Source organism: Xanthomonas euvesicatoria pv. euvesicatoria, assembly GCF_020880415.1.
In the GTDB taxonomy this organism is placed as follows: Bacteria; Pseudomonadota; Gammaproteobacteria; order Xanthomonadales; family Xanthomonadaceae; genus Xanthomonas; species Xanthomonas euvesicatoria.
This window is the reverse complement of record NZ_JAJIUJ010000090.1, coordinates 1-25,515: the sequence shown is the minus strand read 5'-3', so window position 1 is coordinate 25,515 and position 25,515 is coordinate 1. Positions and strand designations below refer to the sequence as shown.

The 25,515-nt window shown below is 64.4% G+C and carries 24 protein-coding genes; 15 read left to right on the top strand and 9 right to left on the bottom strand.

Annotation, left to right across the window (positions count from 1 at the left end; all coding sequences use genetic code 11):
• Positions 1 to 1,824, top strand: a complete 1,824-nt coding sequence (gene lpdA / locus LN450_RS15030; protein ID WP_011348660.1) for a dihydrolipoyl dehydrogenase — start codon at positions 1 to 3, stop codon at positions 1,822 to 1,824.
• Positions 1,825 to 1,841: 17 nt separating this feature from the next.
• Positions 1,842 to 2,141, top strand: a complete 300-nt coding sequence (locus LN450_RS15025) for a hypothetical protein (protein WP_039417656.1) — start codon at positions 1,842 to 1,844, stop codon at positions 2,139 to 2,141.
• A gap of 138 nt (positions 2,142 to 2,279) precedes the next feature.
• On the opposite strand, the gene LN450_RS15020 is transcribed toward LN450_RS15025, so the two are convergent.
• On the bottom strand, positions 2,280 to 3,092 hold the full coding sequence (locus LN450_RS15020) for a hypothetical protein (RefSeq protein ID WP_008571043.1): 813 nt from the start codon (positions 3,090 to 3,092) through the stop codon (positions 2,280 to 2,282).
• Positions 3,093 to 3,614: 522 nt separating this feature from the next.
• Here LN450_RS15020 and LN450_RS15015 point away from each other — a divergent pair.
• The 10 genes from LN450_RS15015 (at position 3,615) to LN450_RS14970 (ending at position 11,877) form a co-directional block, all read left to right on the top strand.
• A complete protein-coding gene (locus LN450_RS15015) occupies positions 3,615 to 3,980 on the top strand; it encodes a hypothetical protein (RefSeq protein WP_005920882.1) in 366 nt (121 codons plus the stop codon).
• A gap of 25 nt (positions 3,981 to 4,005) precedes the next feature.
• Positions 4,006 to 4,806, top strand: a complete 801-nt coding sequence (gene atpB / locus LN450_RS15010) for a F0F1 ATP synthase subunit A (RefSeq protein ID WP_005914709.1) — start codon at positions 4,006 to 4,008, stop codon at positions 4,804 to 4,806.
• A gap of 72 nt (positions 4,807 to 4,878) precedes the next feature.
• The gene (gene atpE, locus LN450_RS15005) at positions 4,879 to 5,181 is read left to right on the top strand and encodes a F0F1 ATP synthase subunit C (protein ID WP_002814105.1); all 303 of its coding nucleotides are present in this window, start codon (positions 4,879 to 4,881) and stop codon (positions 5,179 to 5,181) included.
• 114 nt (positions 5,182 to 5,295) lie between these two features.
• The gene (locus tag LN450_RS15000; RefSeq protein WP_003483999.1) at positions 5,296 to 5,766 is read left to right on the top strand and encodes a F0F1 ATP synthase subunit B; all 471 of its coding nucleotides are present in this window, start codon (positions 5,296 to 5,298) and stop codon (positions 5,764 to 5,766) included.
• A 3-nt stretch (positions 5,767 to 5,769) separates the two neighbouring features.
• Positions 5,770 to 6,297 (top strand): F0F1 ATP synthase subunit delta, encoded by a 528-nt coding sequence (locus tag LN450_RS14995; RefSeq protein WP_008571041.1) that lies wholly within the window; start codon positions 5,770 to 5,772, stop codon positions 6,295 to 6,297.
• A gap of 47 nt (positions 6,298 to 6,344) precedes the next feature.
• Complete coding sequence (atpA, locus tag LN450_RS14990) at positions 6,345 to 7,892, top strand: F0F1 ATP synthase subunit alpha (protein ID WP_003484004.1); 1,548 nt, start codon at positions 6,345 to 6,347, stop codon at positions 7,890 to 7,892.
• A gap of 197 nt (positions 7,893 to 8,089) precedes the next feature.
• Entirely contained in the window at positions 8,090 to 8,953 is an 864-nt protein-coding gene (gene atpG / locus LN450_RS14985) for a F0F1 ATP synthase subunit gamma (protein WP_008571039.1), read from the top strand.
• A gap of 142 nt (positions 8,954 to 9,095) precedes the next feature.
• Positions 9,096 to 10,502: a F0F1 ATP synthase subunit beta gene (atpD, locus tag LN450_RS14980; protein ID WP_011348658.1), complete on the top strand. Its 1,407-nt coding sequence runs from the start codon at positions 9,096 to 9,098 to the stop codon at positions 10,500 to 10,502.
• 143 nt (positions 10,503 to 10,645) lie between these two features.
• On the top strand, positions 10,646 to 11,068 hold the full coding sequence (locus LN450_RS14975; RefSeq protein ID WP_003484011.1) for a F0F1 ATP synthase subunit epsilon: 423 nt from the start codon (positions 10,646 to 10,648) through the stop codon (positions 11,066 to 11,068).
• 239 nt (positions 11,069 to 11,307) lie between these two features.
• Complete coding sequence (locus tag LN450_RS14970) at positions 11,308 to 11,877, top strand: chorismate mutase (protein WP_011348657.1); 570 nt, start codon at positions 11,308 to 11,310, stop codon at positions 11,875 to 11,877.
• 516 nt (positions 11,878 to 12,393) lie between these two features.
• Here LN450_RS14970 and LN450_RS14965 read toward each other — a convergent pair.
• A complete protein-coding gene (locus tag LN450_RS14965) occupies positions 12,394 to 12,777 on the bottom strand; it encodes a GtrA family protein (RefSeq protein ID WP_008571035.1) in 384 nt (127 codons plus the stop codon).
• Between the two features lie 144 nt (positions 12,778 to 12,921).
• On the opposite strand from LN450_RS14965, the gene glmU reads away from it, so the two are divergent.
• On the top strand, positions 12,922 to 14,286 hold the full coding sequence (gene glmU, locus LN450_RS14960) for a bifunctional UDP-N-acetylglucosamine diphosphorylase/glucosamine-1-phosphate N-acetyltransferase GlmU (RefSeq protein WP_011348654.1): 1,365 nt from the start codon (positions 12,922 to 12,924) through the stop codon (positions 14,284 to 14,286).
• 301 nt (positions 14,287 to 14,587) lie between these two features.
• Here glmU and LN450_RS14955 read toward each other — a convergent pair whose 3' ends face one another.
• The 7 genes from LN450_RS14955 to LN450_RS14925 all read right to left on the bottom strand — a co-directional run bounded on the left by LN450_RS14955 (position 14,588) and on the right by LN450_RS14925 (position 22,612).
• The gene (locus tag LN450_RS14955; RefSeq protein WP_039417654.1) at positions 14,588 to 15,934 is read right to left on the bottom strand and encodes a sensor histidine kinase; all 1,347 of its coding nucleotides are present in this window, start codon (positions 15,932 to 15,934) and stop codon (positions 14,588 to 14,590) included.
• Positions 15,935 to 15,942: 8 nt separating this feature from the next.
• Positions 15,943 to 17,286, bottom strand: a complete 1,344-nt coding sequence (locus LN450_RS14950) for a sigma-54-dependent transcriptional regulator (RefSeq protein ID WP_011348652.1) — start codon at positions 17,284 to 17,286, stop codon at positions 15,943 to 15,945.
• Positions 17,287 to 17,446: 160 nt separating this feature from the next.
• Entirely contained in the window at positions 17,447 to 17,752 is a 306-nt protein-coding gene (locus LN450_RS14945; protein WP_039417653.1) for a hypothetical protein, read from the bottom strand.
• Between the two features lie 225 nt (positions 17,753 to 17,977).
• On the bottom strand, positions 17,978 to 19,204 hold the full coding sequence (locus LN450_RS14940; protein ID WP_011348650.1) for an ABC transporter permease: 1,227 nt from the start codon (positions 19,202 to 19,204) through the stop codon (positions 17,978 to 17,980).
• Positions 19,205 to 19,259: 55 nt separating this feature from the next.
• Positions 19,260 to 20,561 carry an ABC transporter permease gene (locus tag LN450_RS14935; protein WP_011348649.1) on the bottom strand — a complete coding sequence of 434 codons (1,302 nt, stop codon included), beginning with the start codon at positions 20,559 to 20,561 and terminating at the stop codon, positions 19,260 to 19,262.
• Positions 20,562 to 20,572: 11 nt separating this feature from the next.
• Positions 20,573 to 21,292 (bottom strand): ABC transporter ATP-binding protein, encoded by a 720-nt coding sequence (locus tag LN450_RS14930; RefSeq protein WP_011348648.1) that lies wholly within the window; start codon positions 21,290 to 21,292, stop codon positions 20,573 to 20,575.
• A gap of 48 nt (positions 21,293 to 21,340) precedes the next feature.
• Positions 21,341 to 22,612 carry an efflux RND transporter periplasmic adaptor subunit gene (locus LN450_RS14925; protein ID WP_011348647.1) on the bottom strand — a complete coding sequence of 424 codons (1,272 nt, stop codon included), beginning with the start codon at positions 22,610 to 22,612 and terminating at the stop codon, positions 21,341 to 21,343.
• A 205-nt stretch (positions 22,613 to 22,817) separates the two neighbouring features.
• Between LN450_RS14925 and glmS the strand changes: the two genes are divergently transcribed.
• Together glmS and LN450_RS14915 are read left to right on the top strand one after the other, a co-directional pair.
• Positions 22,818 to 24,647, top strand: coding sequence for a glutamine--fructose-6-phosphate transaminase (isomerizing) (gene glmS / locus LN450_RS14920; protein ID WP_011348646.1), 1,830 nt, complete (start codon positions 22,818 to 22,820; stop codon positions 24,645 to 24,647).
• A 350-nt stretch (positions 24,648 to 24,997) separates the two neighbouring features.
• Positions 24,998 to 25,471 (top strand): hypothetical protein, encoded by a 474-nt coding sequence (locus LN450_RS14915; protein WP_005914723.1) that lies wholly within the window; start codon positions 24,998 to 25,000, stop codon positions 25,469 to 25,471.
• Positions 25,472 to 25,515 lie beyond the last annotated feature (44 nt).

Sequence of the window (25,515 nt, the reverse complement as noted above, 5' to 3'; positions counted from 1 at the left end):
ATGGCGGTCATTGAAATCAAGGTTCCCGACATCGGCGATTACAGCGATGTCCCCGTCATCGAAGTGCTGGTCGCCGTCGGCGACAGCGTGGCCAAGGACCAGGGCCTGGTAACGCTGGAATCGGACAAGGCCACGCTGGAAGTGCCGTCCTCGGCGGCCGGTGTGGTCAAGGAACTCAAGGTCAAGGTCGGCGACACCCTGTCCGAAGGCGCGCTCGTGCTGCTGCTCGAAACCGAAGGCGAGGCTGCCGCGCCGGCCAAGGCCGAACCCAAGGCTGCCCCGGCCGCTGCAGCGCCTGCCGCCGCACCGGGCAGCAAGCCGCCGGTGACGCCGTCGCACCGTGCCCCGGCCGAGCCGGCCGCGCCCAAGCCGGCGCTGGCCAGCGGCAAGCCGGCCGACATCGAATGCAAGATGGTGGTGCTCGGCGCCGGCCCCGGCGGCTACACCGCTGCCTTCCGCGCGGCCGATCTGGGCCTGGAGACGGTGCTGATCGAGCGCTACGCCAGCCTGGGCGGTGTCTGTCTCAACGTCGGCTGCATCCCGTCCAAGGCGCTGCTGCATGCCGCCGCGGTGATCGATGAAGTGGCCCATGCCGGCGACTTCGGCGTGGACTTCGGCCAGCCCAAGATCGCCCTGGACAAGCTGCGCGAGTACAAGGAAAAAGTGGTCGGCAAGCTCACCGGCGGCCTGGCCAGCATGGCCAAGCAGCGCAAGGTGCGCACCGTCACCGGCGTGGCCAGCTTCGTCTCGCCCAACGAGCTGGAAATCGTCGGCGACGACGGCAAGACCCAACTGCTGCGCTTTGAGCACTGCATCATCGCCGCCGGCTCGCAGGCGGTGAAGCTGCCCAACTTCCCATGGGACGACAAGCGCGTGATGGACTCCACCGACGCGCTGGAGTTGCACGACATTCCCAAGACCCTGCTGGTGGTCGGCGGCGGCATCATCGGCCTGGAAATGGCCACGGTGTACAGCGCGCTCGGCAGCAAGGTCACCGTGGTGGAGTTCATGGACCAGCTGATGCCGGGCGCCGACAAGGACCTGGTCAAGCCGCTGGCCGATCGCCTGAAAAAGCAGGGCGTCGAGGTTCATCTCAAGACCAAGGCCACCGACGTCAAGGCCGACAAGGCCGGCATCACCGTGTCCTTCGAAGCGGCTGTGGAAGGCGAAAAGCCCGGCCTGCAGGCCACCACGTACGACCGCGTGCTGGTTGCCGTGGGCCGTAGCCCGAACGGCAAGAAGATCGGTGCGGAAAAGGCCGGCGTCACCGTCACCGAGCGCGGCTTCATTCCGGTCGATCGGCAGATGCGCACCAACGTGCCGCACATCTTCGCCATCGGCGACATCGTCGGTAACCCGATGCTGGCGCACAAGGCCACCCACGAAGGCAAGCTGGCTGCCGAAGTGGCTGCCGGCGAGAAGAAGGAATGGGTGGCGCGGGTGATCCCGTCGGTGGCCTACACCAACCCGGAAATCGCCTGGGTCGGCGTCACCGAGACCGAAGCCAAGGCCAAGGGCCTGAAGGTGGGCGTGGCCAAGTTCCCGTGGGCCGCCAGCGGCCGCGCGATCGGCATCGGCCGTACCGAAGGTTTCACCAAGTTGATCTTCGATGAACAGACGCATCGCGTGATCGGTGGCGCCATCGTCGGCGTGCATGCCGGCGACCTGCTGGCTGAAATTGGCCTGGCGATCGAAATGGGTGCCGAGGCCGAAGACATCGGCCACACCATCCACGCGCACCCGACCCTGAGCGAGTCGGTCGGCATGGCCGCCGAGGTCTACGACGGCACCATCACCGATCTGTACATTCCCAAGAAGAAGTGACGCCGCTCCGCACGACCGTGCCGCCACGCACGGAGGTCGCCGTGGGGCAGGGCAATCTGTGTCCCGAACTGCAGGCGCTGCTGCAGCGCGAATTGGCCGGAGGCAACCGTATCGCCGAGCCGCCGCGGAGGACCGACTGGCCCCATCCGGGCTCGGTGTTCGTCTCGCTGAAGCGCGACTTGCGCAGCGACGTGGCGTCGCTGCCGGCGACGGTGCAGCATGCGATCTGCACCGATCCGCACTACGGGTGGCACGACGAGTGCTACTGCGTCACGCACCAGCATCTGTTGGTAGCGGGTGCGACCAAGCCGCCCTGAGCCTGTGTCCGCTGCTGCCCTGCGGCCGGCGCCGTGTCGGTGACGTGCCACGCACCCGTCAAACAACAAAACCCCGCATCGCTGCGGGGTTCTGCATGAAGCTGCTTTTCGGGTCCCGGGTCCCGGGGCCCGAGAAGATCAGAACGCGAACGTCACGCCTGCCACCGGGCCCTTGAACTCCTGCTTCAGGCCGACCAGGCCGTCGCTGCCCTCGCGGTCCACGTCCAGCTTGAACCAGTCATAGCCGGCGAAAATGCCGAAGTTCTTGGTGAAGCGGTATTCGGCAATCGCGTTGGCGCGGCTCAGGTCGCCGTCGTAGTCGCCGAAGTCGCCCCAACTGGTGTTGAGGTACTGGCCCTGCACATTGAACAGCCAGTGTTCGCTGGGACGCGCGGTGAAGCGGATACCGACGACCGGCGCAACGCCGTCTTCGCTTTCGTCCAAGACGTCGCCACTGAACAGCGTGCCCAGATCGGCGTAGGCATTGGCCTCGACCTTGGCGTACTCGGCGCCAATCTGCAGGCCCAGGCTGAATTCCGGAGAATCGATCACCGAGTAGTCGTACACGAAAGTGGCGACCTGGTACTTCAGCTCGCCCTTGATGAAGCTGCCGGACGGCACGGTCACGCCGCCGGCGCTCAGATCTTGGCTCAGGGTCTCGCGGCGATCCTTGTCGTACTTGAAGTAGTCGAAGATCAGGCGCTGGCGCGTGCTGATGCGGAACACGCCATCCACGCGCGGCTCCCATTCCTTGCCGCCCAACTTGAAATCTTCGTTGACCGAAACATTGTTGCCGGCCAGCAGGGTGTTGCCGCGCAGCGTGTTGTCGTTGTCGACATTCATCGCGCCAAGGCGGAGCTGGAAGCGATCATCGGTGTCTTCGGCGTGTGCGGGCGCGACATAGGCGACGGCCAGGACGCACGGGATCGCCAGTGCGAGGAGGTGTTTCATGGGGGCTCCGAATTCTTGGAATGGTCAGGCGGTTCGGCCTGTGCAGCGCATAGTCGATAAGCGCGCGTCTTTCAAAAGTGAAGGGGCCGTCCAGTGGGCGTGAAGGCGGCCGTAGCAATCGGACAAAACGGTCCGCTCTGCGAATTCTTTGGTGGAGTCACGGAACGTGTGCAGCGGCGCTGCCAAGGGTCGTTCGGAGGCAACGCAAGCCGGGAAATCGATTGGACCGCCGATGGGAAGGTCGCAGGTGCGACAAAATGCGTACAAAAGCAGGAGCCCCGGTCTCCCAGGGCTCCCAGACGCGGCCTGCGGCGCTACCTTTCGACGAGGATGTGCAGGCCTCGCAAGTTCTGACCGCCGGTTTGTGGCAAAGTTCCCACCCGCGACGGGGGCAGCCATGTGGTGCGTTGCAGCAAGCGATGACCTCTGCCGGTTGTCTCGCAATTTGTCCCATTGCTATACTTTCGCGGCTCGACGAGGCGCAACTGCGCTTCCCACTCATTCACACGTAAGGTAACCGTAGTGCTGAACTCCGTTGACGCGGGTCGGCGGTTGATGCTGCGCGCTGCGGTATATCCGCTCGCCGCCGTAGCTATAACCAGTCTGGGGTTGCTGTTGGTCGGTCCCCGTTACGCTGCCGGTCTGGCATTGACCGGATTTGCGACGGTGCTGGGCGGTTGGGTTGCGGCACGTACCGCGCTAGGTGGCGGTATCCAGGCAGCGGGCATCGCCATGGTGCGGCTGATCCTGGCGATGGTGCTGAAGTGGGTGTTGGTTTTCGTGGCGCTGGCGCTGGGCTTCGGCCTGTGGCGGCTGCCTCCTCTGGCTTTGTTGGCGGGTATCGCCATCGGGCTGATTTTTCAGGTTCTGGCTCTGGCCAGGCGTTGATTCGAACTTAAAGGGCTCCGGACACATGGCGGGCGAGGCAGCAACACCTACCTCCTATATCCAGCATCACTTGCAGAACCTGATCGTTCCGGTTCGCGATGGTGGCGGCACGTTTTGGACCATCCACCTCGACACCCTGATCATGGCGGTGTTGATGGGCCTGGTCATGGTCCTGGCGTTCTGGACGGCGACCCGCAATGCCACGGCCGGCGTGCCGGGCAAGTGGCAGGCATTTGTGGAAATCTGCCTGGAGTTCGTCGACCGCCAGGCCAAGGACACCTACCACGGCAGCAGCAAGCTGGTGACGCCGATCGCGATCACCATCTTCTTCTGGATCCTGTTGATGAACCTCATCAAGATGATCCCGGCCGATTTCATCGCCATTCCGCTGGGTTGGGCCGGCGTGCACGCCTGGAAGCCGGTGCCGACCGCCGACGTCAACGCCACCTTGGGCATGTCGATCAGCGTGTTCTTCCTGATGATCGTGTTCTCGCTGCGCTCCAAGGGCGTGGGCGGCATGACCAAGGAATTCCTGACGGCGCCGTTTGGCAAGTGGATGATGCCGTTCAACCTGCTTTTGAACATCGTCGAGTGGCTAAGCAAGCCGATTTCGTTGGCGATGCGACTGTTCGGCAACATGTTCGGCGGCGAGATCGTCTTCCTGCTGATCTGGGTGCTGGGCGGTGCAGGCATCGCCGGCATGGTTGCTGGCGGCGCATTCGGCCTGGGCTGGATGCTGTTCCACCTGCTGGTGATTCCGCTGCAGGCCTTCATTTTCATGATGCTGTCGATCGTGTACCTGAGCCTGGCTGAAGACAGTCACTGAGTTTGCGTCACCCTTCATCTGCTTTATTCCGCTTCATCCATCACCCTTAGAAACTTTCGTTCGGAGATCACCATGTACCTCGCCGTCCTGACCAACCTCGCTCAAGTCCAGAGCTCCACCGTCCTCGCCGTCGGCATCATGATCGGCCTGGCCGCGCTGGGTGCCGGCCTCGGTCTGGCCATCATGGCTGGCAAGTTCCTGGAATCGGCTGCGCGCCAGCCGGAACTGATCCCGGTGCTGCAGGTTCGTATGTTCATCACCGCCGGCCTGATCGACGCCGCGTTCATCATCAGCGTCGCCGTCGGCCTGCTGTTCGCCTTCGCCAACCCGCTGGCCCAGGTGTTCATCGAGCGTCTGTCGCAGGCTGCCGGCTGATCCAGCGGTAGCAGGATGTGGATGCGGCCCTTGGCGGTTGCATCCGCGGATGAAGGTCGGAAAGCGCCGCCCGCGCGGTGGCGCTTTCACCCCTAAACAGCGATTGAGCGACCCATGGATATCACCCTTACCATCTTTGCCCAGGCGCTGGCCTTCGCCGGTCTGATCTGGATCGTCGCGACCAAGATCTGGCCGCCGCTGCTGCAGGCGATCGAAGAGCGTCAGCAAAAGATTGCTGAAGGTCTGGCTGCGGCCGACCGGAGTCAGAAGGACCTGGCGCAGGCGCAGGAAAAGGTCAACGAAGCACTGAAGGACGCACGCACCAAGGCCAACGAGATCATCGATCAGGCCCATGCGCGCGCCAACCAGATCATCGAAGCGGCCAAGCTGGAGGCAATTGCCGAAGCCAACCGTCAGAAGGATCTGGCGCAGACCGAAATCGACGCATCCGCCACGCGTGCCCGCGAGGAGCTGCGCAAGCAGGTCTCGGTGCTGGCCGTCAGCGGTGCAGAAAAGCTGCTCAAGCGCGAAATCGATGCCAACGCCCACAAGGCGCTGCTCGACGAGCTGGCGGCGGAGATTTAAGCGATGAGTCAGGCCCTCACCCTTGCCCGTCCCTACGGCCGTGCCGCGTTTGCGATCGCGCGTGAGGGCGGCAACTTCGCGCCCTGGTCCGATGCGCTGGCGTTTTCGGCGCAGGTGGCCGGCGACCCGCGCGTGGCCGCATTGCTGCTCAACCCGGCCCTTGGCCAGGAACAGGCAGTGACGCTGCTGGCCCCGCCGCAGGCGGGCGAGGACTATCTGCGTTTCCTCGGCGTGCTTGCCGATGCGCAGCGGCTGTCGCTGCTGCCGGAAGTGGCAGGCTTGTACGAACAACTGCGTGCCGAGGCCGAACATGTCGTCAAGGCGACGGTGACCTCGGCCGCTGCAATGAGCCAGACCGAACTCGACACGATCGCTGCTGCGCTGAAGAAGCGCTTCGGCCGCGATGTGGACATCACCACCGCAGTCGATGCGTCGCTGATCGGCGGCGCGGTGATCGACACCGGCGACGTGGTCATCGACGGCTCGCTGAAGGGCAAGCTTGCGCGTCTGCAAAGCTCGCTCGCCCACTGAATTCACATAAACGCACGGCCCTCGCGGCCGGCACCTAGGACTGAACGATGGCAACCACGCTCAACCCCTCCGAAATCAGCGACCTGATCAAGACCCGCATCGAAGCGGTCAAGCTGTCCGCAGAGTCGCGCAACGAAGGCTCCGTGACCAGCGTGTCCGACGGCATCGTGCGCATCTTCGGCCTGGCCGACGTGATGCAGGGCGAAATGATCGAACTGCCGAACAACACCTTCGCGCTGGCACTGAACCTGGAGCGCGATTCGGTCGGCGCCGTGGTGCTGGGCGACTACGAAAGCCTGCGCGAAGGCGACGTGGCCAAGACCACCGGCCGCATCCTGGAAGTGCCGGTGGGTCCGGAACTGCTGGGTCGCGTGGTCAACGCACTGGGCGAGCCGATCGACGGCAAGGGCCCGCTGGGCGCCACCCAGACCGCACCGGTGGAGCGCGTTGCGCCCGGCGTGATCTGGCGCAAGTCGGTCGACCAGCCGGTGCAGACCGGTTACAAGTCGGTCGATGCGATGATTCCGATCGGCCGTGGCCAGCGCGAGCTGGTCATCGGTGACCGTCAGACCGGCAAGACCGCGCTGGCGATCGACGCGGTGATCAACCAGAAGGGCACCGGCATCAAGTGCGTGTACGTGGCGATCGGCCAGAAGGCCTCGACCGTTGCCAACATCGTGCGCAAGCTGGAAGAAAACGGCGCGCTGGCGCACACCGTGGTGGTGGCTGCCACCGCGTCCGAATCGGCCGCGATGCAATACATCAGCCCCTACGCCGGTTGCACCATGGGCGAGTACTTCATGGACCGCGGCGAAGACGCGCTGATCGTGTACGACGATCTGTCCAAGCAGGCCGTGGCCTACCGCCAGATCTCGCTGCTGCTCAAGCGCCCGCCGGGTCGCGAAGCCTATCCGGGCGACGTGTTCTATCTGCACTCCCGCTTGCTCGAGCGCGCCGCACGCGTGTCCGAGGAATACGTGGAGAAGTTCACCAACGGTGCGGTGACCGGCAAGACCGGCTCGCTGACCGCGCTGCCGATCATCGAAACGCAGGCCGGCGACGTGTCCGCGTTCGTGCCGACCAACGTGATCTCGATCACCGACGGCCAGATCTTTCTGGAAACCGACCTGTTCAACGCCGGTATCCGTCCGGCCGTCAACGCCGGTATCTCGGTGTCGCGCGTCGGTGGCGCCGCCCAGACCAAGATCATCAAGAAGCTGTCCGGCGGCATCCGTATCTCGCTGGCGCAGTACCGCGAGCTGGCGGCGTTCGCGCAGTTCGCCTCGGACCTGGACGAAGCTACCCGCAAGCAGCTCGAGCGCGGTCAGCGCGTCACCGAGCTGATGAAGCAGAAGCAGTACGCGCCGATGTCCATCGCCAACCAGGCGCTGTCGATCTACGCCGTCAACGAGGGCTACCTCGACGACGTGCCGGTCAACAAGCTGCTGGCGTTCGAGGAAGGCCTGCACGCGCACTTCGCCAACACCCAGGGCGAGCTGGTCTCCAAGATCAACAGCACCGGCGGTTGGGACAACGACATCGAAGCCAGCTTCAAGAAGGGCATCGAAGAGTTCAAGACCACGGGCAGCTGGTAAGCCAGTCGCCGGGATTTGGGATTGGGCATTCGGGATTCGTAGGAGCGATGGTTCGGGGCGTTGGCCGATTTCGAATCGTTGTTCCCATATCCCAGAAGTTAGGCATCCGGGGTTCGCGGAAGCGGTGAGGTAGGGAGGCTGTTGCCAATCCCCAATCCCGATTCCCGAATCTCACTAAGCGAGCGAAGCGAGCGAGTATGGCAGGCGGACGCGAAATCAAAACCAAGATCAAGAGCGTGCAGAACACCCGCAAGGTGACGCGCGCGCTCGAAATGGTCTCGGCCTCCAAGATCCGCAAGGCGCAGGAGCGCATGAAGACCTCGCGTCCGTATGCGCAGGCGATGAAGCAGGTGATCGGGCATCTGGCGCAGGCCAGCACCGATTTCCAGCATCCGTTCCTGGTCGAGCGCGAACAGGTCAAGCGGGTCGGCTATATCGTGATCTCGTCCGACCGCGGCCTGGCCGGCGGTCTGAACAACAACCTGTTCCGCAAGATGCTGGGCGAAGTACGCCCGTGGCAGGACACCGGTGCCGAGATCGACGTGGTGACCATCGGCCAGAAGGCCTCGGCGTTCTTCCGTCGCATCAAGGTCAACATGGTCGGCAGCGTGACCCACCTGGGCGACAGCCCGCAGGTGGAGCAGCTGATCGGCGTGATCAAGGTGATGATCGATGCCTTCATCGAAGGCAAGGTGGACCGCGTCTACCTGGTCTACAACCGCTTCGTGAACACCATGACGCAGAAGGCCAGCTTCGATCAGCTGCTGCCGCTGCCGGCCGCCGAACACAAGGTGGCGCACCACGATTGGGACTACCTGTACGAACCCGATGCCGCCACCGTGCTGGAGCACGTGATGACGCGCTACATCGAGTCGCTGGTGTACCAGGCCGTGCTGGAAAACGTTGCGTCCGAACATGCCGCGCGCATGGTGGCGATGAAGGCCGCCAGCGACAACGCCAACAAGATGATCGGCACCTTGCAACTGGTCTACAACAAGGCACGTCAGGCGGCGATTACCCAGGAAATTTCGGAAATCGTCAGCGGCGCAGCGGCTGTATAAGTACGCCGGGATTGGGGATTCGGGATTGGTTGGAGCGCAGCGAAGTGCGCCCTTGCGAATCCCCAATCACGAATCCCAAATCACAAATTCCACGAGATGGCATCGGCCACTCGGACAGAACAAAGCTAACCGGAGCAGCAAAATGAGTCAGGGCAAGATCGTTCAGATCATCGGCGCGGTCGTCGACGTCGAGTTCCAGCGCAATGAAGTGCCGAAGGTGTACGACGCGCTGAAGGTCGAAGGCACCGCCATCACCCTGGAAGTGCAGCAGCAGCTGGGCGACGGCGTCGTGCGCACCATTGCGCTCGGTTCCACCGACGGCCTCAAGCGCAACCTGGTCGCCACCAACACCGAACGCGCCATCTCGGTGCCGGTCGGCGCCGGTACCCTGGGCCGCATCATGGACGTGCTGGGTCGCCCGATCGACGAGGCCGGCGACGTGCAGGCGTCCGATCATTGGGAAATCCACCGTAGCGCCCCGTCCTACGAGGACCAGGCGTCGACCACCGAACTGCTGGAAACCGGCATCAAGGTGATCGACCTGATGTGCCCGTTCGCCAAGGGCGGCAAGGTCGGCCTGTTCGGCGGCGCCGGCGTCGGCAAGACCGTCAACATGATGGAACTGATCAACAACATCGCCAAGGCGCACTCGGGTCTGTCGGTGTTCGCCGGCGTGGGCGAGCGTACCCGCGAGGGCAACGACTTCTACCACGAGATGAAGGACTCCAACGTCCTGGACAAGGTGGCGATGGTGTACGGCCAGATGAACGAGCCGCCGGGCAACCGTCTGCGCGTGGCGTTGACCGGCCTGACCATGGCCGAGTACTTCCGCGACGAGAAGGATGCCAGCGGCAAGGGCAAGGACGTGCTGCTGTTCGTGGACAACATCTACCGCTACACGCTGGCCGGTACCGAAGTGTCGGCGCTGCTCGGCCGCATGCCGTCGGCGGTGGGCTACCAGCCGACCCTGGCCGAGGAAATGGGCGTGCTGCAGGAGCGCATCACCTCGACCAAGAGCGGTTCGATCACCTCGATCCAGGCCGTGTACGTGCCTGCGGACGACCTGACCGACCCGTCGCCGGCGACCACCTTCGCCCACCTGGATTCCACCGTCACGCTGAGCCGTAACATCGCCTCGCTGGGTATCTACCCGGCGGTGGATCCGCTGGACTCGACCAGCCGCCAGATGGATCCGCTGGTGATCGGCCACGAGCATTACGACACCGCCCAGCGCGTCCAGCAGACCTTGCAGAAGTACAAGGAACTGAAGGACATCATCGCCATCCTGGGCATGGACGAGCTGAGCGAAGAAGACAAGCAGTCGGTGTCGCGCGCGCGCAAGATCGAGCGCTTCTTCAGCCAGCCTTTCCACGTGGCCGAAGTGTTCACCGGTTCGCCGGGCAAGTACGTGTCGCTGAAGGACACCATCCGCGGCTTCAAGGCGATCTGCGACGGCGAATACGACCACCTGCCGGAGCAGGCGTTCTACATGGTCGGCAGCATCGAAGAAGCGGTCGAGAAAGCCAACAAGATGAGCGCCAAGGCGTAAGAGCCGGGATTTGGCATTCGGGATTCGGGATTTGGTACGGCGGTAATTGGGGAGCGGAAACGAGGTGAGTGACCACAGTGAAAGCTGCGGTTGCCAATCCCGAATCCCGCATCCCCAATCCCCGCCTCACAAAGTGAGGCAGCATGAGCACTATCCGTTGCGACATCGTCAGCGCCGAGAAGGAAATCTTCCACGGTGAGGCGACGCTGGTCGTGGCTACCGGCGAGTTGGGCGAGCTGGGCATTGCGCCCAAGCACGCGCCGCTGATCACACGCCTGAAGCCGGGCAAGGTGGTGGTGACCACCGCCAATGGCGAACAGCTGGATTTCGCCATTTCCGGCGGCATCCTGGAAGTGCAGCCGCAGGTGGTGACCATCCTGGTCGACACCGCGGTGCGTGCGCAGGACATCGACGAGGCGGCCGTGCGCAAGGTCAAGGAAGAGGCCGAGCGGCTGCTGGCCAACCGTGGCAACACGGTGGACGTGGCCGAGGCACAGCGTCAGCTGGCCGAAGCGACAGTACAGCTGCAGGCGCTGGAGCGCTTGCGTCGCAACCTCAAGCACTAAGCGGTGGGCTGCCCACCTCCAGGGTGGGCGTGCACGTCCGACTGCTGCAAGTTCGTCTGCAGATATGAAGTTCGAAACGCCGACCATCGTGTCGGCGTTTTCGTTTTTGGAGCGCCGCGTGCGGGTGCGTGAATCCGCGGTGGCGCGCGGCAGGCACACTGCGTGCCTTGGCGCACCGCTGCACCGCTGCACCGCAGCGCTGCATGGCAAGCTTATCCCGGCACGTTGAGGAAGATGGCATGACCCGTTCGATCGATGGCATTCGCGCTTACATGGTGAGCGGCCTGTTGGCCGCCGGACTGCTGGGGTGCGCATGGCCGGCGCGCAGCCAGCCGCCGTTGGATCTGCTGATGGATCGCATCGTGCAGCGCAATGCCATTGGCGATGCGGTAGCGCTAAGCAAGTGGGACAGCGGCAAGCCGGTGCTGGATCAGGCGCGCGAGGCGGCGGTGCTGCAGAGCGTGCGCGATCAGGCGCCGGCGCATGGGCTGGATGCCGACGACGCGGCGCGTTTCTTCGGCGCGCAAATCGAGGCCAACAAGTCGGTGCAGTACGCGCTGCTCAGCCATTGGCACGAGCGCGGACATGCGCCGAACACCGCACGTCCGGATCTCACCGCGCTGCGCGCTCGCCTGGATCAACTGCAGGGCGAACTGCTCGATGCGCTGGCCGATGTGGCCTCGACGCGCAGCGCGCCCGACTGCCCGGCCAGCACCGCGCGCGCCGCTGCGCATTACGCAGAGCAGTGGCAGCTGGATGCGCTGCATCGTGCGGCACTGGTGCGCGGCCTGGGCGATTTTTGCCACTGATCCATAGCGGCAAGGTGTCTGCGAGACCAACTCGCTGTCATGCGGTTGGAGCGGCCGACAACACGTGTGCGCGTTCGCTTGGTGGCGATTGCAGCGTTTTGTCGGCCGCATCCTGGTGGATGCAGTCAGGCGTTCAGATCGAACGCTGAGCGTGTCCAAGGCGCGGTGCACTCGCGCTCGCCAGGCGCGCCCTCAACCCGTCCTGGAGAGGCGATGACGGCATCCATGCCGTCAACTGTCATGCAATCGGCGAGGACGCTGCACGAGAAAGGTCGCTGGCAGCCTGGCTGAATGCCACGCACACCGGCCGACGCGACTGGTTTTTGTTCCCCGACCGGGTGTGGACCCGATGCAGCATGGATGCCGCATAAGAGCGACAAGGACATCCGCGCGATCGATCAGCACTGGAACAGATGCCGCGCCTGTGCTGCGCGATGTCTGCGCGCAAGCGGTGTCCCCTTTTGCGTCGTATCGCCACACGATCGAGCAATCGCTCGGCGCCTGCGCATGCCTCGATCAGCGATACACCACATGCCGGCCCAGGAAGAACGACACGACCGCCAGCCCGCCTTCGACCAGCGGTTTCGCCAGCCATGCCTGACGCAGGCCGAGTAGGTCTACCGTGGTCGAGAGCAGCCAGGTGCTGATCAGCGTGAGCGTCAGCCACATCACCGCAAAGCGGCCGAAGCGTCGCCAACCCAGTCGCGCATCGCCTTGCTGGGCGAAGGTGTAGCGGCCGTTGAGCCAGAAGCCGAGCATGGCGCCGCCGATGCGTCCGAGCAGATTGGCGGGCACCGCGGGCATGCCTGCGGCGGTTGCGGCGATGAAGATGCCGCAATCGACGACGAGCTGCAGGGCGCCAATGATCATGAACTGGCTGCCTTGGCGGAACAGACTCATGCGTGCGGGGCAAAGGAAAGGGGCGCCCATCCTAGCGGCAGCGAGGCGCAAACGTTGTTAGTGCGGGCGAACGCTGCATCCGGGCAACGACGCGAGGGGGCGCAGCGACTAGAATTTGGACATCCCTATGCCTGGAATGTCTTGATGACCCTGCCCCTGCACGTTGTGATCCTGGCCGCAGGCGAAGGCAAGCGCATGCGCTCGTCCCTGCCCAAGGTGCTGCAGCCGCTGGCGGGCCAGCCGATGCTGGCGCATGTGATCGCCACTGCGCGGCAGCTGCAGCCGGCGGCGATCCATATCGTGTACGGGCATGGTGGCGATCAGGTGCAGGCAGCCTTCGCCGATCAAGGCGATCTGCAGTGGGCCGAACAGTGCGAGCAGTTGGGCACCGGACATGCCGTGCAGCAGGCAATGCCTGCGATTCCCGATGCGGCAACGGTGCTGGTGTTGTATGGCGATGTGCCGCTGATCCGCAGCGAAAGCCTGTTGCAGTTGCTGCATGCACCGGGCCGCATGGCGGTGCTGGTTGCCGAACTGGCCAATCCCACCGGCTATGGGCGCATCCTGCGCGATGCCGAGGGCAAGGTGGCCGCGATCGTCGAGCAGAAGGACGCCAATGACGAGCAGCGCCGCATTCGTACCATCAATACCGGCATCCTCACCGCTGAATCCACTGCGCTGCGCCGTTGGCTGGCTGGTTTGTCCAAAGACAATGCGCAGGGCGAGTTCTATCTCACCGACGTGTTCGCCAGCGCCGCAGCCGATTTCACGCCGGCCGACATGGTGCACGTGGCCGACCCGCAGCACGTGGAGGGTGCCAACGACCCGTGGCAACTCGCCCAGCTCGAACGTGCCTGGCAACTGCGCGCCGCGCGCACGCTTTGCCTGCAGGGCGTGCGCATGGCCGACCCGGCGCGTGTGGAGCAGCGCGGCAGCGTGCAGGTGGGGCGCGATGTGCAGCTGGATATCGATGTGATCCTGGAAGGCAATGTGACGCTGGGCGATGATGTGGTGATCGGCCCGTTCGTGCGCTTGCGCGACGTCACGCTCGGTGCCGGCACGCACGTGCGTGCGCACAGCGATCTGGAAGGCGTGGTCACCGAAGGCGCGGTGCAGATCGGCCCGTTCGCGCGTTTGCGCCCCGGCACCGTGTTGGCCGATGGCGTGCATATCGGCAATTTCGTGGAGACCAAAAAGGTCACCATGGGCGTCGGCAGCAAGGCCAACCATCTGACCTATCTGGGCGATGCGGTGATCGGCAGCAAGGTCAACATCGGCGCCGGCACCATCACCTGCAACTACGACGGGGTGAACAAGTCGCAGACCACCATCGGCGATGGTGCGTTTGTCGGCTCCAACAGCGCGTTGGTGGCACCGATCGAGATTGGCGCCAATTCCACCATCGGTGCCGGTTCGGTGATCACGAGCGATGCGCCGGCGGGCCAGCTCAGTGTGACGCGTGCGCGGCAGACCGTGATCGAAGGCTGGAAGCGGCCGACCAAGAAATAGGCTGCGGTGCACGCTGGATCGCAGGGAACAGCGCCGCATCGGCGCTGATTGCGCTTGGTGGCCCGATGCATCGGAAGCGCGCAACAGCTCCGCCGTTCTCGGCGCGACGCGTCAAGGCTGCTTGCGGGCCCAGGCGGCTGGGCCGCTGGCGGAGCGCTGAACGTGCGGGAGCGCCCCTGGGCGCGACCGGCCGTCCATCGCGCCCAGGGGCGCTGCCATGACATGCGCGGGGCGCGTGCGCTGACGGAAGGCGTGATGCAACGCATGGATGGCATCGCAAGTCCTGCAAGCCTTGCTGCGTTCAAGCCGCCAATGGCAACAGCAAGGTCACGCACAGTCCGCCGTGTTCGCGGTTGTGCAGCGAGATGCGGCCGCCATGCGCTTCGGCGATTTCGCGGGTGAGGGCAAGCCCAAGACCTGTGCCATTGCGCTTGGTCGAATAGAACGGCATCAGTGCGTTGTGCAGCACCGCTTCGTTCATGCCGTTGCCGCGGTCGAGCACTTCGATGCGTAGCCACTGCGGCACGCGCGTGACGCGCAGGGCGACATCGCTATTGGGCGGCTGTGCTTCGCTGCAGGCCTCGTGGGCATTTTTCAGCAGATTGAGCAGCGCCTGCTCGATCTGCGCTGCATCGATCCGGCTTGAGACATCGGTCAGCGTGCCCTGTACCTGGAACGGAATCTGCTGCTGCAAGCGCTGCAAAAACGGCGCCCATTCGATGGTCTGCAGCTGCGGTTGCGGCAATTTGGCAAAGCGCGCATAGCCGCGGATAAAGCCTTCCAGGTGACGCGCGCGCTCTTCGATGGTCTCGAACACCGTACCCAGGCGATCGGTGCGTTCGCGGCGCAGCAGCTCGGCGCCCGAATGCGCCAGCGAGGCGATCGGTGCCAGCGAATTGTTCAATTCGTGGCTGATCACGCGGATGACTTTTTTCCAGGTCTGCACTTCCTGGCGGCGTAACTCGGTGGTCAAGGTGCGGATCAACAACAGCTCGTGCCCGCGCCCGTTGATGTGAAAGCTACGCCGCGACAGGTGATAGATCTGCTCGTCTTCTTCGTCGTCGCCATCTTCGCGTACCGCGAACAGGTAATCCCCGCCACGTGCCAGGGCGTCGCGCAATTCGGCCGGCATGCGGCCGAGCACATCGTCCAGATGCTGGCCTTCCAGCTTGCGTCCTTCGTACAGCAGCTTGCGTGCGGCATTGTTGGAAAACCCGATCCGCCGCAGGCCATCGCCGCCGGCGACCACCAGCAGCATGGCCACCGGTGTGTTCTGCAGCATGGTGTCGAGCATCAGCTCGCGCTGTACCAGATGGCTACGCTGCGCACGCAGCACATCGCCAAGCTCGGCATGCGCCTGCACCAGTTGCGCCAGTTCGTCGTTGCCGCGCCAATACACACCGAAGTTGTATTCGCCATCGCGGTAGCTGCTGGTGGTGCCGGCCAGCGCACGAAACAGCGAGCGCATCGGTGCGGTGGCGCGGTTGAGGCTGAACCACATCGCTGCCAGCAGGACGAGGACCGAAATCGCCGCCACCTGCCAGCCGTGGTCCAGCCAGTACGCCATGAACCATGGCAATGCAGCCGCCAGCGCAAGCACTGGCAGCAAGCGTAAAAACAGCGAAAACGTGAAAGAGCGGTTCCGCATGCGAAGGTTCATTCCGAGCTGATGCCGTAGCGGTCCATGCGCCGATACAGCGCCTGGCGGCTCAACCCCAGCTCGGCGGCTGCTTGTGCGATCACGCCTTGCGCGCGTGCCAGCGCCTGTTCGATACGCACGCGATCCGGCTCGCCTGCAGCCGGCGTCGCCGGCCGTGGCGCGGCTGCACGCGGCAGGTTCAGATCGCCCGCTTCGATGCGCGCGCCCTGCGCGAGCAAGGCGGCGCGTTGCAGCACGTTGCGTAGCTCGCGCACGTTGCCGGGCCAGGCATGCCGTTGCAAGGCATCGCGCGCCTGCGCGGATAGCGGCTTTTCACCGGCAAGGAAGTGCTCGGCCAGCGGGCCGATATCGCCGGGGCGTTCGGCTAGTGCGGGCAGTGCGATTTCCACCGTGTTGAGCCGGTAATACAGATCCTCGCGAAAACTGCCGTCGCGGATCATCGCCGGCAGATCTGAATTGGTGGCGCTGATCACGCGCACCTTGGCGTGGCGTTCGCGGTTGGAACCCAGCCGCTCGTAACGGCCGGTTTCCAGCACGCGCAGCAACTTCATTTGACCCGCCAGCGGCAGGTTGCCGATCTCGTCGAGAAACAGCGTGCCGCCATCGGCCGCTTCGAACTTGCCCTCGCGCGCTTTGTTGGCGCCGGTGTAGGCGCCGGCTTCGGCCCCGAATAATTCGGCTTCGATCAATTCACCTGGCAAGGCGCCGCAGTTGAGTGCAATGAACGGGCCATGTTTGGTGGCCGAATTGGCCTGGATAATCTCGGCAATCTTTTCCTTGCCGCTGCCATTGGGGCCGGTGATCAGCACCGGCAAGTCCGAGCGTGCGACCTGGCAGGCCAGGGCGATTGCGCGCTCGCTGGCCGGATCGGCGAACACCGCGCCGCGCAGGTCGTAGCGCTGGGTCAGCTGCTCGCGGCCGCGGCGTTCGCGTTCGCGACGACGTTCCAGTTCGCGGCGTGCTTCGGACAGTTCCAGCAGGTTGTTGACCGTGGTCAGCAGCTTGGTGTCGTCCCAGGGCTTGGCGATGTAATCGGCCGCACCGGCCTTGACCAGGCCCACCGCGCTGCCCAGGTGTGTCCAGGCGGTGAGCAGGATCACCGGCAGGTCCGGATGACGTTGACGCAGTTGCGTAAACAGCGCCTCGCCTTCTTCGCCGGAGGTGGTGTCGGCGGTGAAATTCATGTCCTGGATCACCAGATCGAACGCCTGCTCGTCCAGCAGCGCCAGCCCGGCCTGCGGCGAATGCGCGTGCCGCGCCTCGATGTCGTGCAACGAAAACAGCACTTCCAATGCAGTGGCCACGGCCGTGTTGTCGTCGATGATCAGGATGTGCGGCATCGCATTGCTCAAGAAGGCGCGGGATGGGATCGGCACAGAATACTGGCAACACGCAGCGACAACGCGCCGCTCGGCGGGGGCGGCAGATCGCCGGGCGGCAAGGTCGGCGGACTCAAGCGGCCGATGCAGGGTGCATCGGCTGTTGCCGGCACGGCGCTGGTTATGGAGCCGCGGGCGGCAACAGCGGTGTGTACGTGGCCGCTGTCCAGATCAGGTGCACCTGCACACCATCGCGCATGACATCCACGGCGATGGGGTTGCCTGCAGCAGCCTGCAGTGCGGCCAGCAATGTTGCGATTGTGGTGATCTGGGTTCGGCCCGCCGTGCGCACGCGGTCGCCGCGTTGCAACTGCAGGCTGAGCGACGCGCTGGCCTGGGTCACCAGCAATCCGTCGCTACTGGCGACGAGTTCCAGAACTTGATCGTCATGGCGCCAGTTCAGCCGGGTGTCGTCGATGGCGAGCACCTCTTGCGTCGAAGTGCTGGACGAGGCCGACGCCGCGTGCGCCCGCGTTGCCGCATCGGCCTGGCCGGGGTGAAGGAGGCAGCAGGCGGTCAGGGCGATCAATGCCGATGATGCAAGAGAGCAAGGCATGAGGGAATCCGGTTCGTAACGATGGTGGAAACGCGCGGTGGATGGCGAGCCGGGTTGCTTCCCCACTGCCAAGCGACGGGGAAGCAACGCCTGCCATCATGCACTGCGGGTGGCAACAGCCGGGGGCACTGCGGCTGCGCGGCGGGCCGGCCAGAACACCGCCAGCTGGCCGAGCATCCATAGCAGCAGCGCGCCAATCGGCAGGTAGATTGCCGGCAGTCGCGGCAATTCATAGCGTGCCATCAGCCAGACGTTGATCGAGTAGGCCATCAGCATGCCGAGCACGATGCCGACCGAGGCGAGCAGGAAATTCTCGATCTGGAAGTAGCGCAGGATCTGGCTGCGCGTTGCACCCAGCGCACGGCGGATACCGATCTGCTTGGTGCGTTGCTGCACCCAGAAACTCGCTAGGCCGACGATGCCCAAGGCGGTCACAATCAGCAGGGCGACGCACACTGCTCCAAGCAGCCAGATCATGGCGCGATCATTGCGGAAATACTTTTCGCGGATTTCGGTGTAGGTCTCTTGTTTCAGCACCAACCGGCTGTTGTCCACTTTCATCAAGGCCGCCACTGCCGCCTTCAGCACTTCCGCCCGACGCAAGGGATCGGTGACACGTACGATGTATTGCCCGTTGTTATACGGTGGACGGATGGGCAGCAGCATCGAATAGTCCTTTGCCGACAGTCCATTGACATTGTTCGGCCGCGCCAGGGTGCGCACGATTCCGACGATACGCAGCGGGACATCGCCAGAGTAGATGGTCTTGCCGAGCGCGCTGTGGTTAGGGAACATCTTGTCCGCCGCCCCCTGCGTCAGAATGACCGCCGCACCCTTCTTGCGGACTTCATCGTCGTTATCAGCCTTTTCCTGGCTGATGTATTCGTCGGGGCTGAAGTCGCGGCCGGCATTCAATTGCAGGCCAAGTGCATCCAGGCTGCCTTCGCTGACCAGATACTGCGCGGCATTGAGCGTGGGGCGTTCCTGCTCCGGGGTCAGGGTCAGCCCCGTGTTGGACGAGTAATTGACGAAGGGGATCTGATTGGTGATGACTGCATTGCGCACGCCGGGTACCGCGCGCAGCGCTGCCAGATCCTCCCGGGTACGTGCATCGGCATTGGCCTGTGGGCCGATGCCGTCCAGCTGGATACTGAGCAACTCCTGTTCGGCGATGCCGCTTGGAGTCCGGAGCGTGTCCAGGCGATTGCCGATCAAAAACAGCGAATTGCAGATGATGGCGCAAGCCAGTGCGATCTCGAGCACGATCAGTGCGGCGGCCGTCTTACGGCGGCGCAAGGTGGAGATGATGGGTCGGATGTCCATGGGCTGACCTTGAAGATAGGAAGCGTGGCTCGCCGCGATGCGGCGGGCAGGAGGTTCAGGACGACTTCAACTGCAGTGCCGGTGCGACCTGGATGGCGCGCCAGGACGGCAGGATGCCGGCGAGCAGGCTCGCGGCGATCGCAATGGCGAATGTCAGCAGCAGCATCGTGATATCCAGGTGCGCCAGCGCGGCGTAATCCACCGGTTGCTGACGCACGGCCCACAGCCCCAGCCACGCCAGCCCAAGTCCGCCGATGCCGCCGGCCAGGCCGATGGTCCCTGCCTCCACCAGGCACTGCGCAAAGATTGCGCCGCGCGACGCGCCAAGCGCACGCCGCACGCCAATCTCTCCGCTGCGGCGCAGGAATTTCGCCAGCAACAGGCCGACCGTGTTGAGCAGGCACACCAGCAGAAAGCCCATGGCCAGCCACAACTGCAGACGGACGTCGCTGGGAACCACCTTGTTGTAGTCCAGCCACTGCATCACGTTGCGCAGGCGCACATTGTTGGGCCGGGTAAAGCGCCCGGCGGCACGTTGTTGATCGGAATAGTTTTCGAGGTAGGCCTTGTAGTCGCCCGCCTGCTTGGCATTTTCCAGCTCCACCCAGTACTGCACCCAGGTGCAGGGCGCATTCAGCGCGGTGGTGTCGCCTGCCTCGACCTTGCCGGAGCAGTTGGTCCCGCCGGCGTGGGTCAATTTCAGATCCATCGCCGTACTGAACGGCACATACAGCTGTTCGTTCGAGCCGTAGGTGTCTGTGATGTCGTAGAAGCGTGGGTCGATCTTCCAGGTATCCAGGACGCCGACGATACGGAAGGTGTTCTTGTCCACGCGCACTTCGCGCCCGACGCTGTTGCCACCGTCGAACAGCTTTTCGTTCAGCGACTTGCTGATCACCGCGACACGTTCGTGCCGCTCGTCGCTTGTGCCGGACCACGCTTGGCCGTAGAGCAAGGGCACGTCGAACATCGCAAAGAAATCGGCCGAAGTGAAACGAGCGTTTAGCTTGAAAGGGCTCAATCCACTGCGCTGTGGCTCGATCGCGACACTTCCGCCTGACATCATCGCCTGACGCATGGCGCGCTTCTCACGCAGCAGCGCCTCGGCGTCGAAGCGGGTGGACTGGTAATCGGGCTCGTCTCCCGGCTGATAGCCGGACTTCGGTTCCGCATCCACCTGCACATAGAACAACCGATCGCTCTTTTGCGGAATCGGGTCGCCCGACAACACATGGAACACCGTCAGCGTGGTCATGCTGGCGCCGATACCCAGCGCGATGGCCAGCACCATCAGTGCGGTCAGCACCTTGTTGCGGCGGAAGCTGCGTACCGCGAGATTGAAGTAGTAGCCGAACATGGGTGGGCTCCTCAGTCGGCCAGGGTTGCAACGGCGGCAGGCGTGCGCATCAGGCTGGGATTGCGTTCCAGGTCGGTGGCCTGCCCGTCGACGATGTGCACGTTGCGCTGCGCGCGTGCGGCCAGTTCCGGGTCGTGGGTGACCATGACGATGGTGGTGCCCTGGCTGTTGATCTCTTCCAGCAGTTCCATCACCCCGCGCGCCATTTGCGAATCGAGGTTGCCGGTGGGTTCGTCGGCCAGCAGCAAGCGTGGACTGCCGGCCAGTGCGCGCGCAATCGCAGCGCGCTGCTGTTGCCCACCGGAGAGTTCGGTGGGGTAGTGACGCAGGCGCGAGCCCAGGCCGACCTTGGTCAATGCCTCTTCGATGCGCTGCTTGCGCTCGGCTGCCGCCATGCCGCGATACCGCAGCGGCACATCGACGTTGTCGAACAGGTTGAGGTCGGGAATCAGATTGAAGCCCTGGAAGATGAAGCCGATCTTGCGGTTGCGCAGGCGCGAACGTGCATCGTCGGACAGATGGCTGACGTCTTCGCCATCGAGCAAATACTGCCCGCTGGTGAAGGTTTCCAGCAGCCCGGCCAGGTTGAGGAAGGTGGTCTTGCCCGAGCCGGAGGGGCCGGTGACCGCGACGAACTCGCCTTCGCGCACATGCAGGTCCAGCGACCGCAGCGCATGCGTTTCCACCTGTTCGGTGCGGAAGACCTTGGAGACCGCTTGCATCTTGAGCATTGCCGATTCCTTTGCGAAGAGAGTGTGCGACGAGTGGGAATGAGTGAATCAGTGGACGGTGACGCGCGGTGCGTCGCCAAAGTTGTCTGCACCGGAGACCACCACGCGGTCGCCGACCTGTAGCCCGGAGAGCACCTGCACTTCGCCCAGGCTGCTGACACCGAGCGTGACCGGGCGCCGCGCGGCGGTGTTGCCATCCATCACATAGGCATAGCTGCCGCCAGATTGTTCGACAAACGGGCCGCGTTCGACCTTGAGCACGTTGCGGCGCGTGTCCATCAGCACGCGTGCGCTCATGCGCTGGCTCTGGCGCAGGCCTGGCGGCTGCTTGTCGGTGAAGCGGATGCGCGCGGTGACTTCGCCATTGACCACTTCCGGCGACACCGCCGAGATGGCGCCGGCGAACGGTTGGCCGCTGCCGCTGGTGAGCTGGGCCGGCATGCCGATCGCCAGATCGCGGGCGAAACTCTCCGGCACCTTGATCTCCACTTCGAACTTGGACAGATCCACCACGCCCAGAATCGGCGCGTTCGCCGCCACCTGGGTGTGCTGCACCGCCTGCACCTGGCCGACCTGGCCATCGAAGGGCGAGCGCAGCGTGAGCGCGTCCACCTGGCGCTGCACTTCGGCCACCACGGCGCGTTGGCGGTCTGCCAGCAGGCGCTTGTTGCGCGAATCCAGGTCCGCACCCTGGCTCTTCAACGCGGCATCGCGCTGGGCGTGCTGCAGGTCGATATCGGTCTTCTTCAAGGTGTCCTGCGCCTTGGCCAGTTCCACCTGCGGCACGGCGCCACCGTCGTAGCCGCGTTGGTAGCGCTCCAGGTCGCGCGCGGCAGCCTGCTTGTCGATCTGGGCCTGGTCGGTGAGCTTGCTGGCGTTGGCACGCGCCAGGGTGGCATCCAGGGCCGCGCGGCTGGATTCGGCCTCCAGGCCGGCCAGGGTGGCCTGCTCCTGCGCCAGCTTGCTGCGCAGCTCGGGGCTGTCGATGCGCGCCAGTTCCTGGCCCTGCTTGACGACGTCGCCAGCCACCACGCTCAGCGTCACCGTGCCGGCAGAGATGGCGTACAGCACCGGGCTGTTGGCGGCGATCACGCGGCCGTCGGCGGCGATGTCGCGTACCAGGTCGCCTCGGGTGACGGTGGCAATGCGCACGCGGCTGGCGTCGAACGAGCGGCTGCCGGCGCTCCACGCAGTCACGGCCCAGCCGATCCCGGCCAGCACCGTCACCGCGGCGACGCCAGGCCACAGCCAGCGGCGCCACGGCGCGCGCTGGGCGGGTGTGCGGAGAACCTGGTCCTGGGCAGAGGTATCGCGAATCATGGTCGGCTGGCTCGGTGGCGTCACTGCGATAAAGCAGGACCCGTGCCAACGTTCAAGTCATTGAAATGGATGGTTTTGTTGGCGTGGCGACCGGTGTCCGCAGTGTCCGCGGACACTGGGGGCGGACACGCTGTCCGGGCACGGTCATGCAGCGGACAAGAGCGGACACGCTAAAATGTCCGACTTCTTTTGCGAGAGCTGTCCTATGTGCGGCATTGTCGGAGCGATCGCCGGGCGCGATGTGGTCCCGGTCCTGATCGAAGGACTCAAGCGCCTGGAATACCGCGGCTACGATTCCTCCGGCATTGCGGTGCTCGACGGCGTGCAGGTGCGCCGGGTGCGTCGCACCGGGCGTGTGGCCGAGATGGCGCAGGCCGCGCAGGCCGAACAGTTCGGCGCCACGCTGGGGATCGGGCACACCCGCTGGGCCACCCATGGCGGCGTCACCGAAGCCAACGCGCACCCGCACATTAGCGCCGGCGTGGCGCTGGTGCATAACGGCATCATCGAAAACCACGAGGAGCAGCGCGAAAAATTGCGCGCGCTTGGCTATACCTTCGAGTCGCAGACCGACACCGAGGTTATCGCGCATCTGATCCATCATCATCTGGGCAGCGCCGGCGACCTGCTCACCGCGCTGCAGCGCACCGTCAAGGAACTCACCGGTGCCTATGCGCTGGCGGTGATGAGCCAGGCCGAACCGGAACGCTTCGTCTGCGCGCGCATGGGCTGCCCCTTGCTGATCGGGGTGGGTGAGGGGGAAAACTTCGTCGCTTCCGACGTGTCGGCGATCGTGCAGGCCACGCGCCAGGTGATCTTCCTCGAAGAAGGCGACACCGCCGAATTGCACCGCGATGGCGTGCGCATCTTCGACGGCAATGATGCACCGGTGGAGCGCCCGCTGCACCTGTCGGACGTGTCGCTGGCCTCGCTGGAACTGGGCCCGTTCCGGCATTTCATGCAGAAGGAAATCCACGAGCAGCCGCGCGCCTTGGCCGACACCATCGAGGCGGCGATCGATGCCAAGGGTTTCCCGGCATCGCTGTTCGGCGCCAACGCAGAAGCGGTGTTGCGCGACATCGAAGGCGTGCAGATCCTGGCCTGCGGCACCAGCTACTACGCCGGCATGACCGCCCGTTACTGGATCGAAGCCATTGCGGGGCTGCCGTGCAGCGTGGAGATCGCCAGCGAATACCGCTACCGCGCCGCGTATGCCAACCCGAAGCATCTGATCGTGACCATCTCCCAGTCCGGCGAAACGCTGGACACGATGGAAGCGCTGAAATACGCCAAATCGCTGGGGCATTTGCACACGCTGTCGATCTGCAATGTGCCGGAAAGTGCGATCCCGCGCGCTAGCGAGCTGGTCTGCTACACGCGTGCCGGCGCCGAGATCGGCGTGGCCTCGACCAAGGCCTTCACCACCCAGCTGGCGGTGTTGTTCCAGCTCACCATGGTGCTGGGGAAGTTGCAGGGCCGCATCAGTGACGCCGAAGAAGCCGAGTATCTGGAGCAGCTGCGCTTTTTGCCCGGCAGCGTGCAGCATGCATTGAATCTTGAACCGCAGATCATGGCCTGGGCCGAACGATTTTCGCCGAAGGAGAATGCGCTGTTCCTCGGTCGCGGCCTGCATTATCCGATTGCATTGGAAGGCGCGCTCAAGCTCAAGGAAATCTCCTATATCCACGCCGAAGCGTATCCGGCCGGCGAGTTGAAGCATGGGCCGCTGGCACTGGTGGATGCGGCGATGCCGGTGGTGGTGATCGCACCGAACGACCGCCTGCTGGAGAAGGTCAAATCCAACATGCAGGAAGTGCGCGCACGCGGCGGCGAGCTGTTCGTGTTCGCCGACCAGGACAGCCACTTCAGCGACTCCGAAGGCGTGCATGTCATCCGCACCCCACGCCATGCCGGCGTGCTGTCGCCGGTGATCCACACCATCCCGGTGCAGCTGCTGGCTTACCACACCGCCCTGGCACGCGGCACCGATGTGGACAAGCCGCGCAATCTGGCCAAATCGGTGACGGTGGAGTAAGCGCTGCCGCGGTGTCGTCTGCGCGCACTGCCAGCTGCATGCAGTCGGTGCATGCACGCAGTGCATGTTCGGCTCTGTCGCTGTCATGTTCCAGGATGGCGATTGCGTGCAACGTCGTGCTGGTTGCGCTGACGCGCAACGCGCGAGATTCAGCTCCTCGCAAAGCAGTCGCCGACGTCCTGCCTATGCACGTGGCGATGCCGCTTCCAGGAGTGGCCGTATCCGTCTGGCGAAGGCGCGGTCGCACTGCCAGCGGCCGGTCCTTAGCGCTCCACCACAACCTCTGCCAACGCAGTGGCCCAAGTTATGCATAAGCTCCTGGCGAGGGTCCACACCACGCAGGAGGACGTATGCACGAGTCTTTCAAACAGGGGGCGCCGGCCGAGTTGTGGCAGGCGTTGGTGCGCGAGGCGGGGCAGCGGATTGCGCGTCCGCTGGACGAATCGCGCGAGCATTATCTGGTGTTCGTGTTGCTGCGCTTCCAGCGCGATGCGCATCTGCTTTCGCGCACGCAGGCGCTGGCATGGCTGCATGCGCAGGACCAGATCGGTAGCGTGCGGGCCGACGCATTGCGTGACGTGGGAGACGGTTGCCTGCTGATTGCAGGCCTGTTTCCGGGCGTGGCGCAACGCCGGCGCCTCAGTGTGGATTACTTCATCGATCTGGGCAGGGGCGCGTATTCCGAAGTGGCCGACACCCGCTGCAGCGATGCAGGTCTGTTCGCGCAACTGGCCCAGAGCTATCGCGAGCTGGTGCGTATATTGGCCGCATTGCGCACGCCACGCGATTGGCAACCAGGCCCAGGCGGAATCTTGCATGCCTAAGCAGTGAGCATCTGAGGGGCGGTCCCCACACATGCGTGGGGACC

Bases quoted from the DNA above. Each gene is read 5' to 3' on its own strand.
- lpdA (WP_011348660.1), top strand. From the start codon at position 1: ATGGCGGTCATTGAAATCAAGGTTCCCGACATCGGCGATTACAGCGAT.
- LN450_RS15020 (WP_008571043.1), bottom strand. From the start codon at position 3,092: ATGAAACACCTCCTCGCACTGGCGATCCCGTGCGTCCTGGCCGTCGCC.
- atpB (WP_005914709.1), top strand. From the start codon at position 4,006: ATGGCGGGCGAGGCAGCAACACCTACCTCCTATATCCAGCATCACTTG.
- atpE (WP_002814105.1), top strand. From the start codon at position 4,879: ATGTACCTCGCCGTCCTGACCAACCTCGCTCAAGTCCAGAGCTCCACC.
- LN450_RS15000 (WP_003483999.1), top strand. From the start codon at position 5,296: ATGGATATCACCCTTACCATCTTTGCCCAGGCGCTGGCCTTCGCCGGT.
- LN450_RS14995 (WP_008571041.1), top strand. From the start codon at position 5,770: ATGAGTCAGGCCCTCACCCTTGCCCGTCCCTACGGCCGTGCCGCGTTT.
- atpA (WP_003484004.1), top strand. From the start codon at position 6,345: ATGGCAACCACGCTCAACCCCTCCGAAATCAGCGACCTGATCAAGACC.
- atpG (WP_008571039.1), top strand. From the start codon at position 8,090: ATGGCAGGCGGACGCGAAATCAAAACCAAGATCAAGAGCGTGCAGAAC.
- atpD (WP_011348658.1), top strand. From the start codon at position 9,096: ATGAGTCAGGGCAAGATCGTTCAGATCATCGGCGCGGTCGTCGACGTC.
- LN450_RS14975 (WP_003484011.1), top strand. From the start codon at position 10,646: ATGAGCACTATCCGTTGCGACATCGTCAGCGCCGAGAAGGAAATCTTC.
- LN450_RS14970 (WP_011348657.1), top strand. From the start codon at position 11,308: ATGACCCGTTCGATCGATGGCATTCGCGCTTACATGGTGAGCGGCCTG.
- LN450_RS14965 (WP_008571035.1), bottom strand. From the start codon at position 12,777: ATGAGTCTGTTCCGCCAAGGCAGCCAGTTCATGATCATTGGCGCCCTG.
- glmU (WP_011348654.1), top strand. From the start codon at position 12,922: ATGACCCTGCCCCTGCACGTTGTGATCCTGGCCGCAGGCGAAGGCAAG.
- LN450_RS14955 (WP_039417654.1), bottom strand. From the start codon at position 15,934: ATGCGGAACCGCTCTTTCACGTTTTCGCTGTTTTTACGCTTGCTGCCA.
- LN450_RS14950 (WP_011348652.1), bottom strand. From the start codon at position 17,286: ATGCCGCACATCCTGATCATCGACGACAACACGGCCGTGGCCACTGCA.
- LN450_RS14940 (WP_011348650.1), bottom strand. From the start codon at position 19,204: ATGGACATCCGACCCATCATCTCCACCTTGCGCCGCCGTAAGACGGCC.
- LN450_RS14935 (WP_011348649.1), bottom strand. From the start codon at position 20,561: ATGTTCGGCTACTACTTCAATCTCGCGGTACGCAGCTTCCGCCGCAAC.
- LN450_RS14930 (WP_011348648.1), bottom strand. From the start codon at position 21,292: ATGCTCAAGATGCAAGCGGTCTCCAAGGTCTTCCGCACCGAACAGGTG.
- LN450_RS14925 (WP_011348647.1), bottom strand. From the start codon at position 22,612: ATGATTCGCGATACCTCTGCCCAGGACCAGGTTCTCCGCACACCCGCC.
- glmS (WP_011348646.1), top strand. From the start codon at position 22,818: ATGTGCGGCATTGTCGGAGCGATCGCCGGGCGCGATGTGGTCCCGGTC.
- LN450_RS14915 (WP_005914723.1), top strand. From the start codon at position 24,998: ATGCACGAGTCTTTCAAACAGGGGGCGCCGGCCGAGTTGTGGCAGGCG.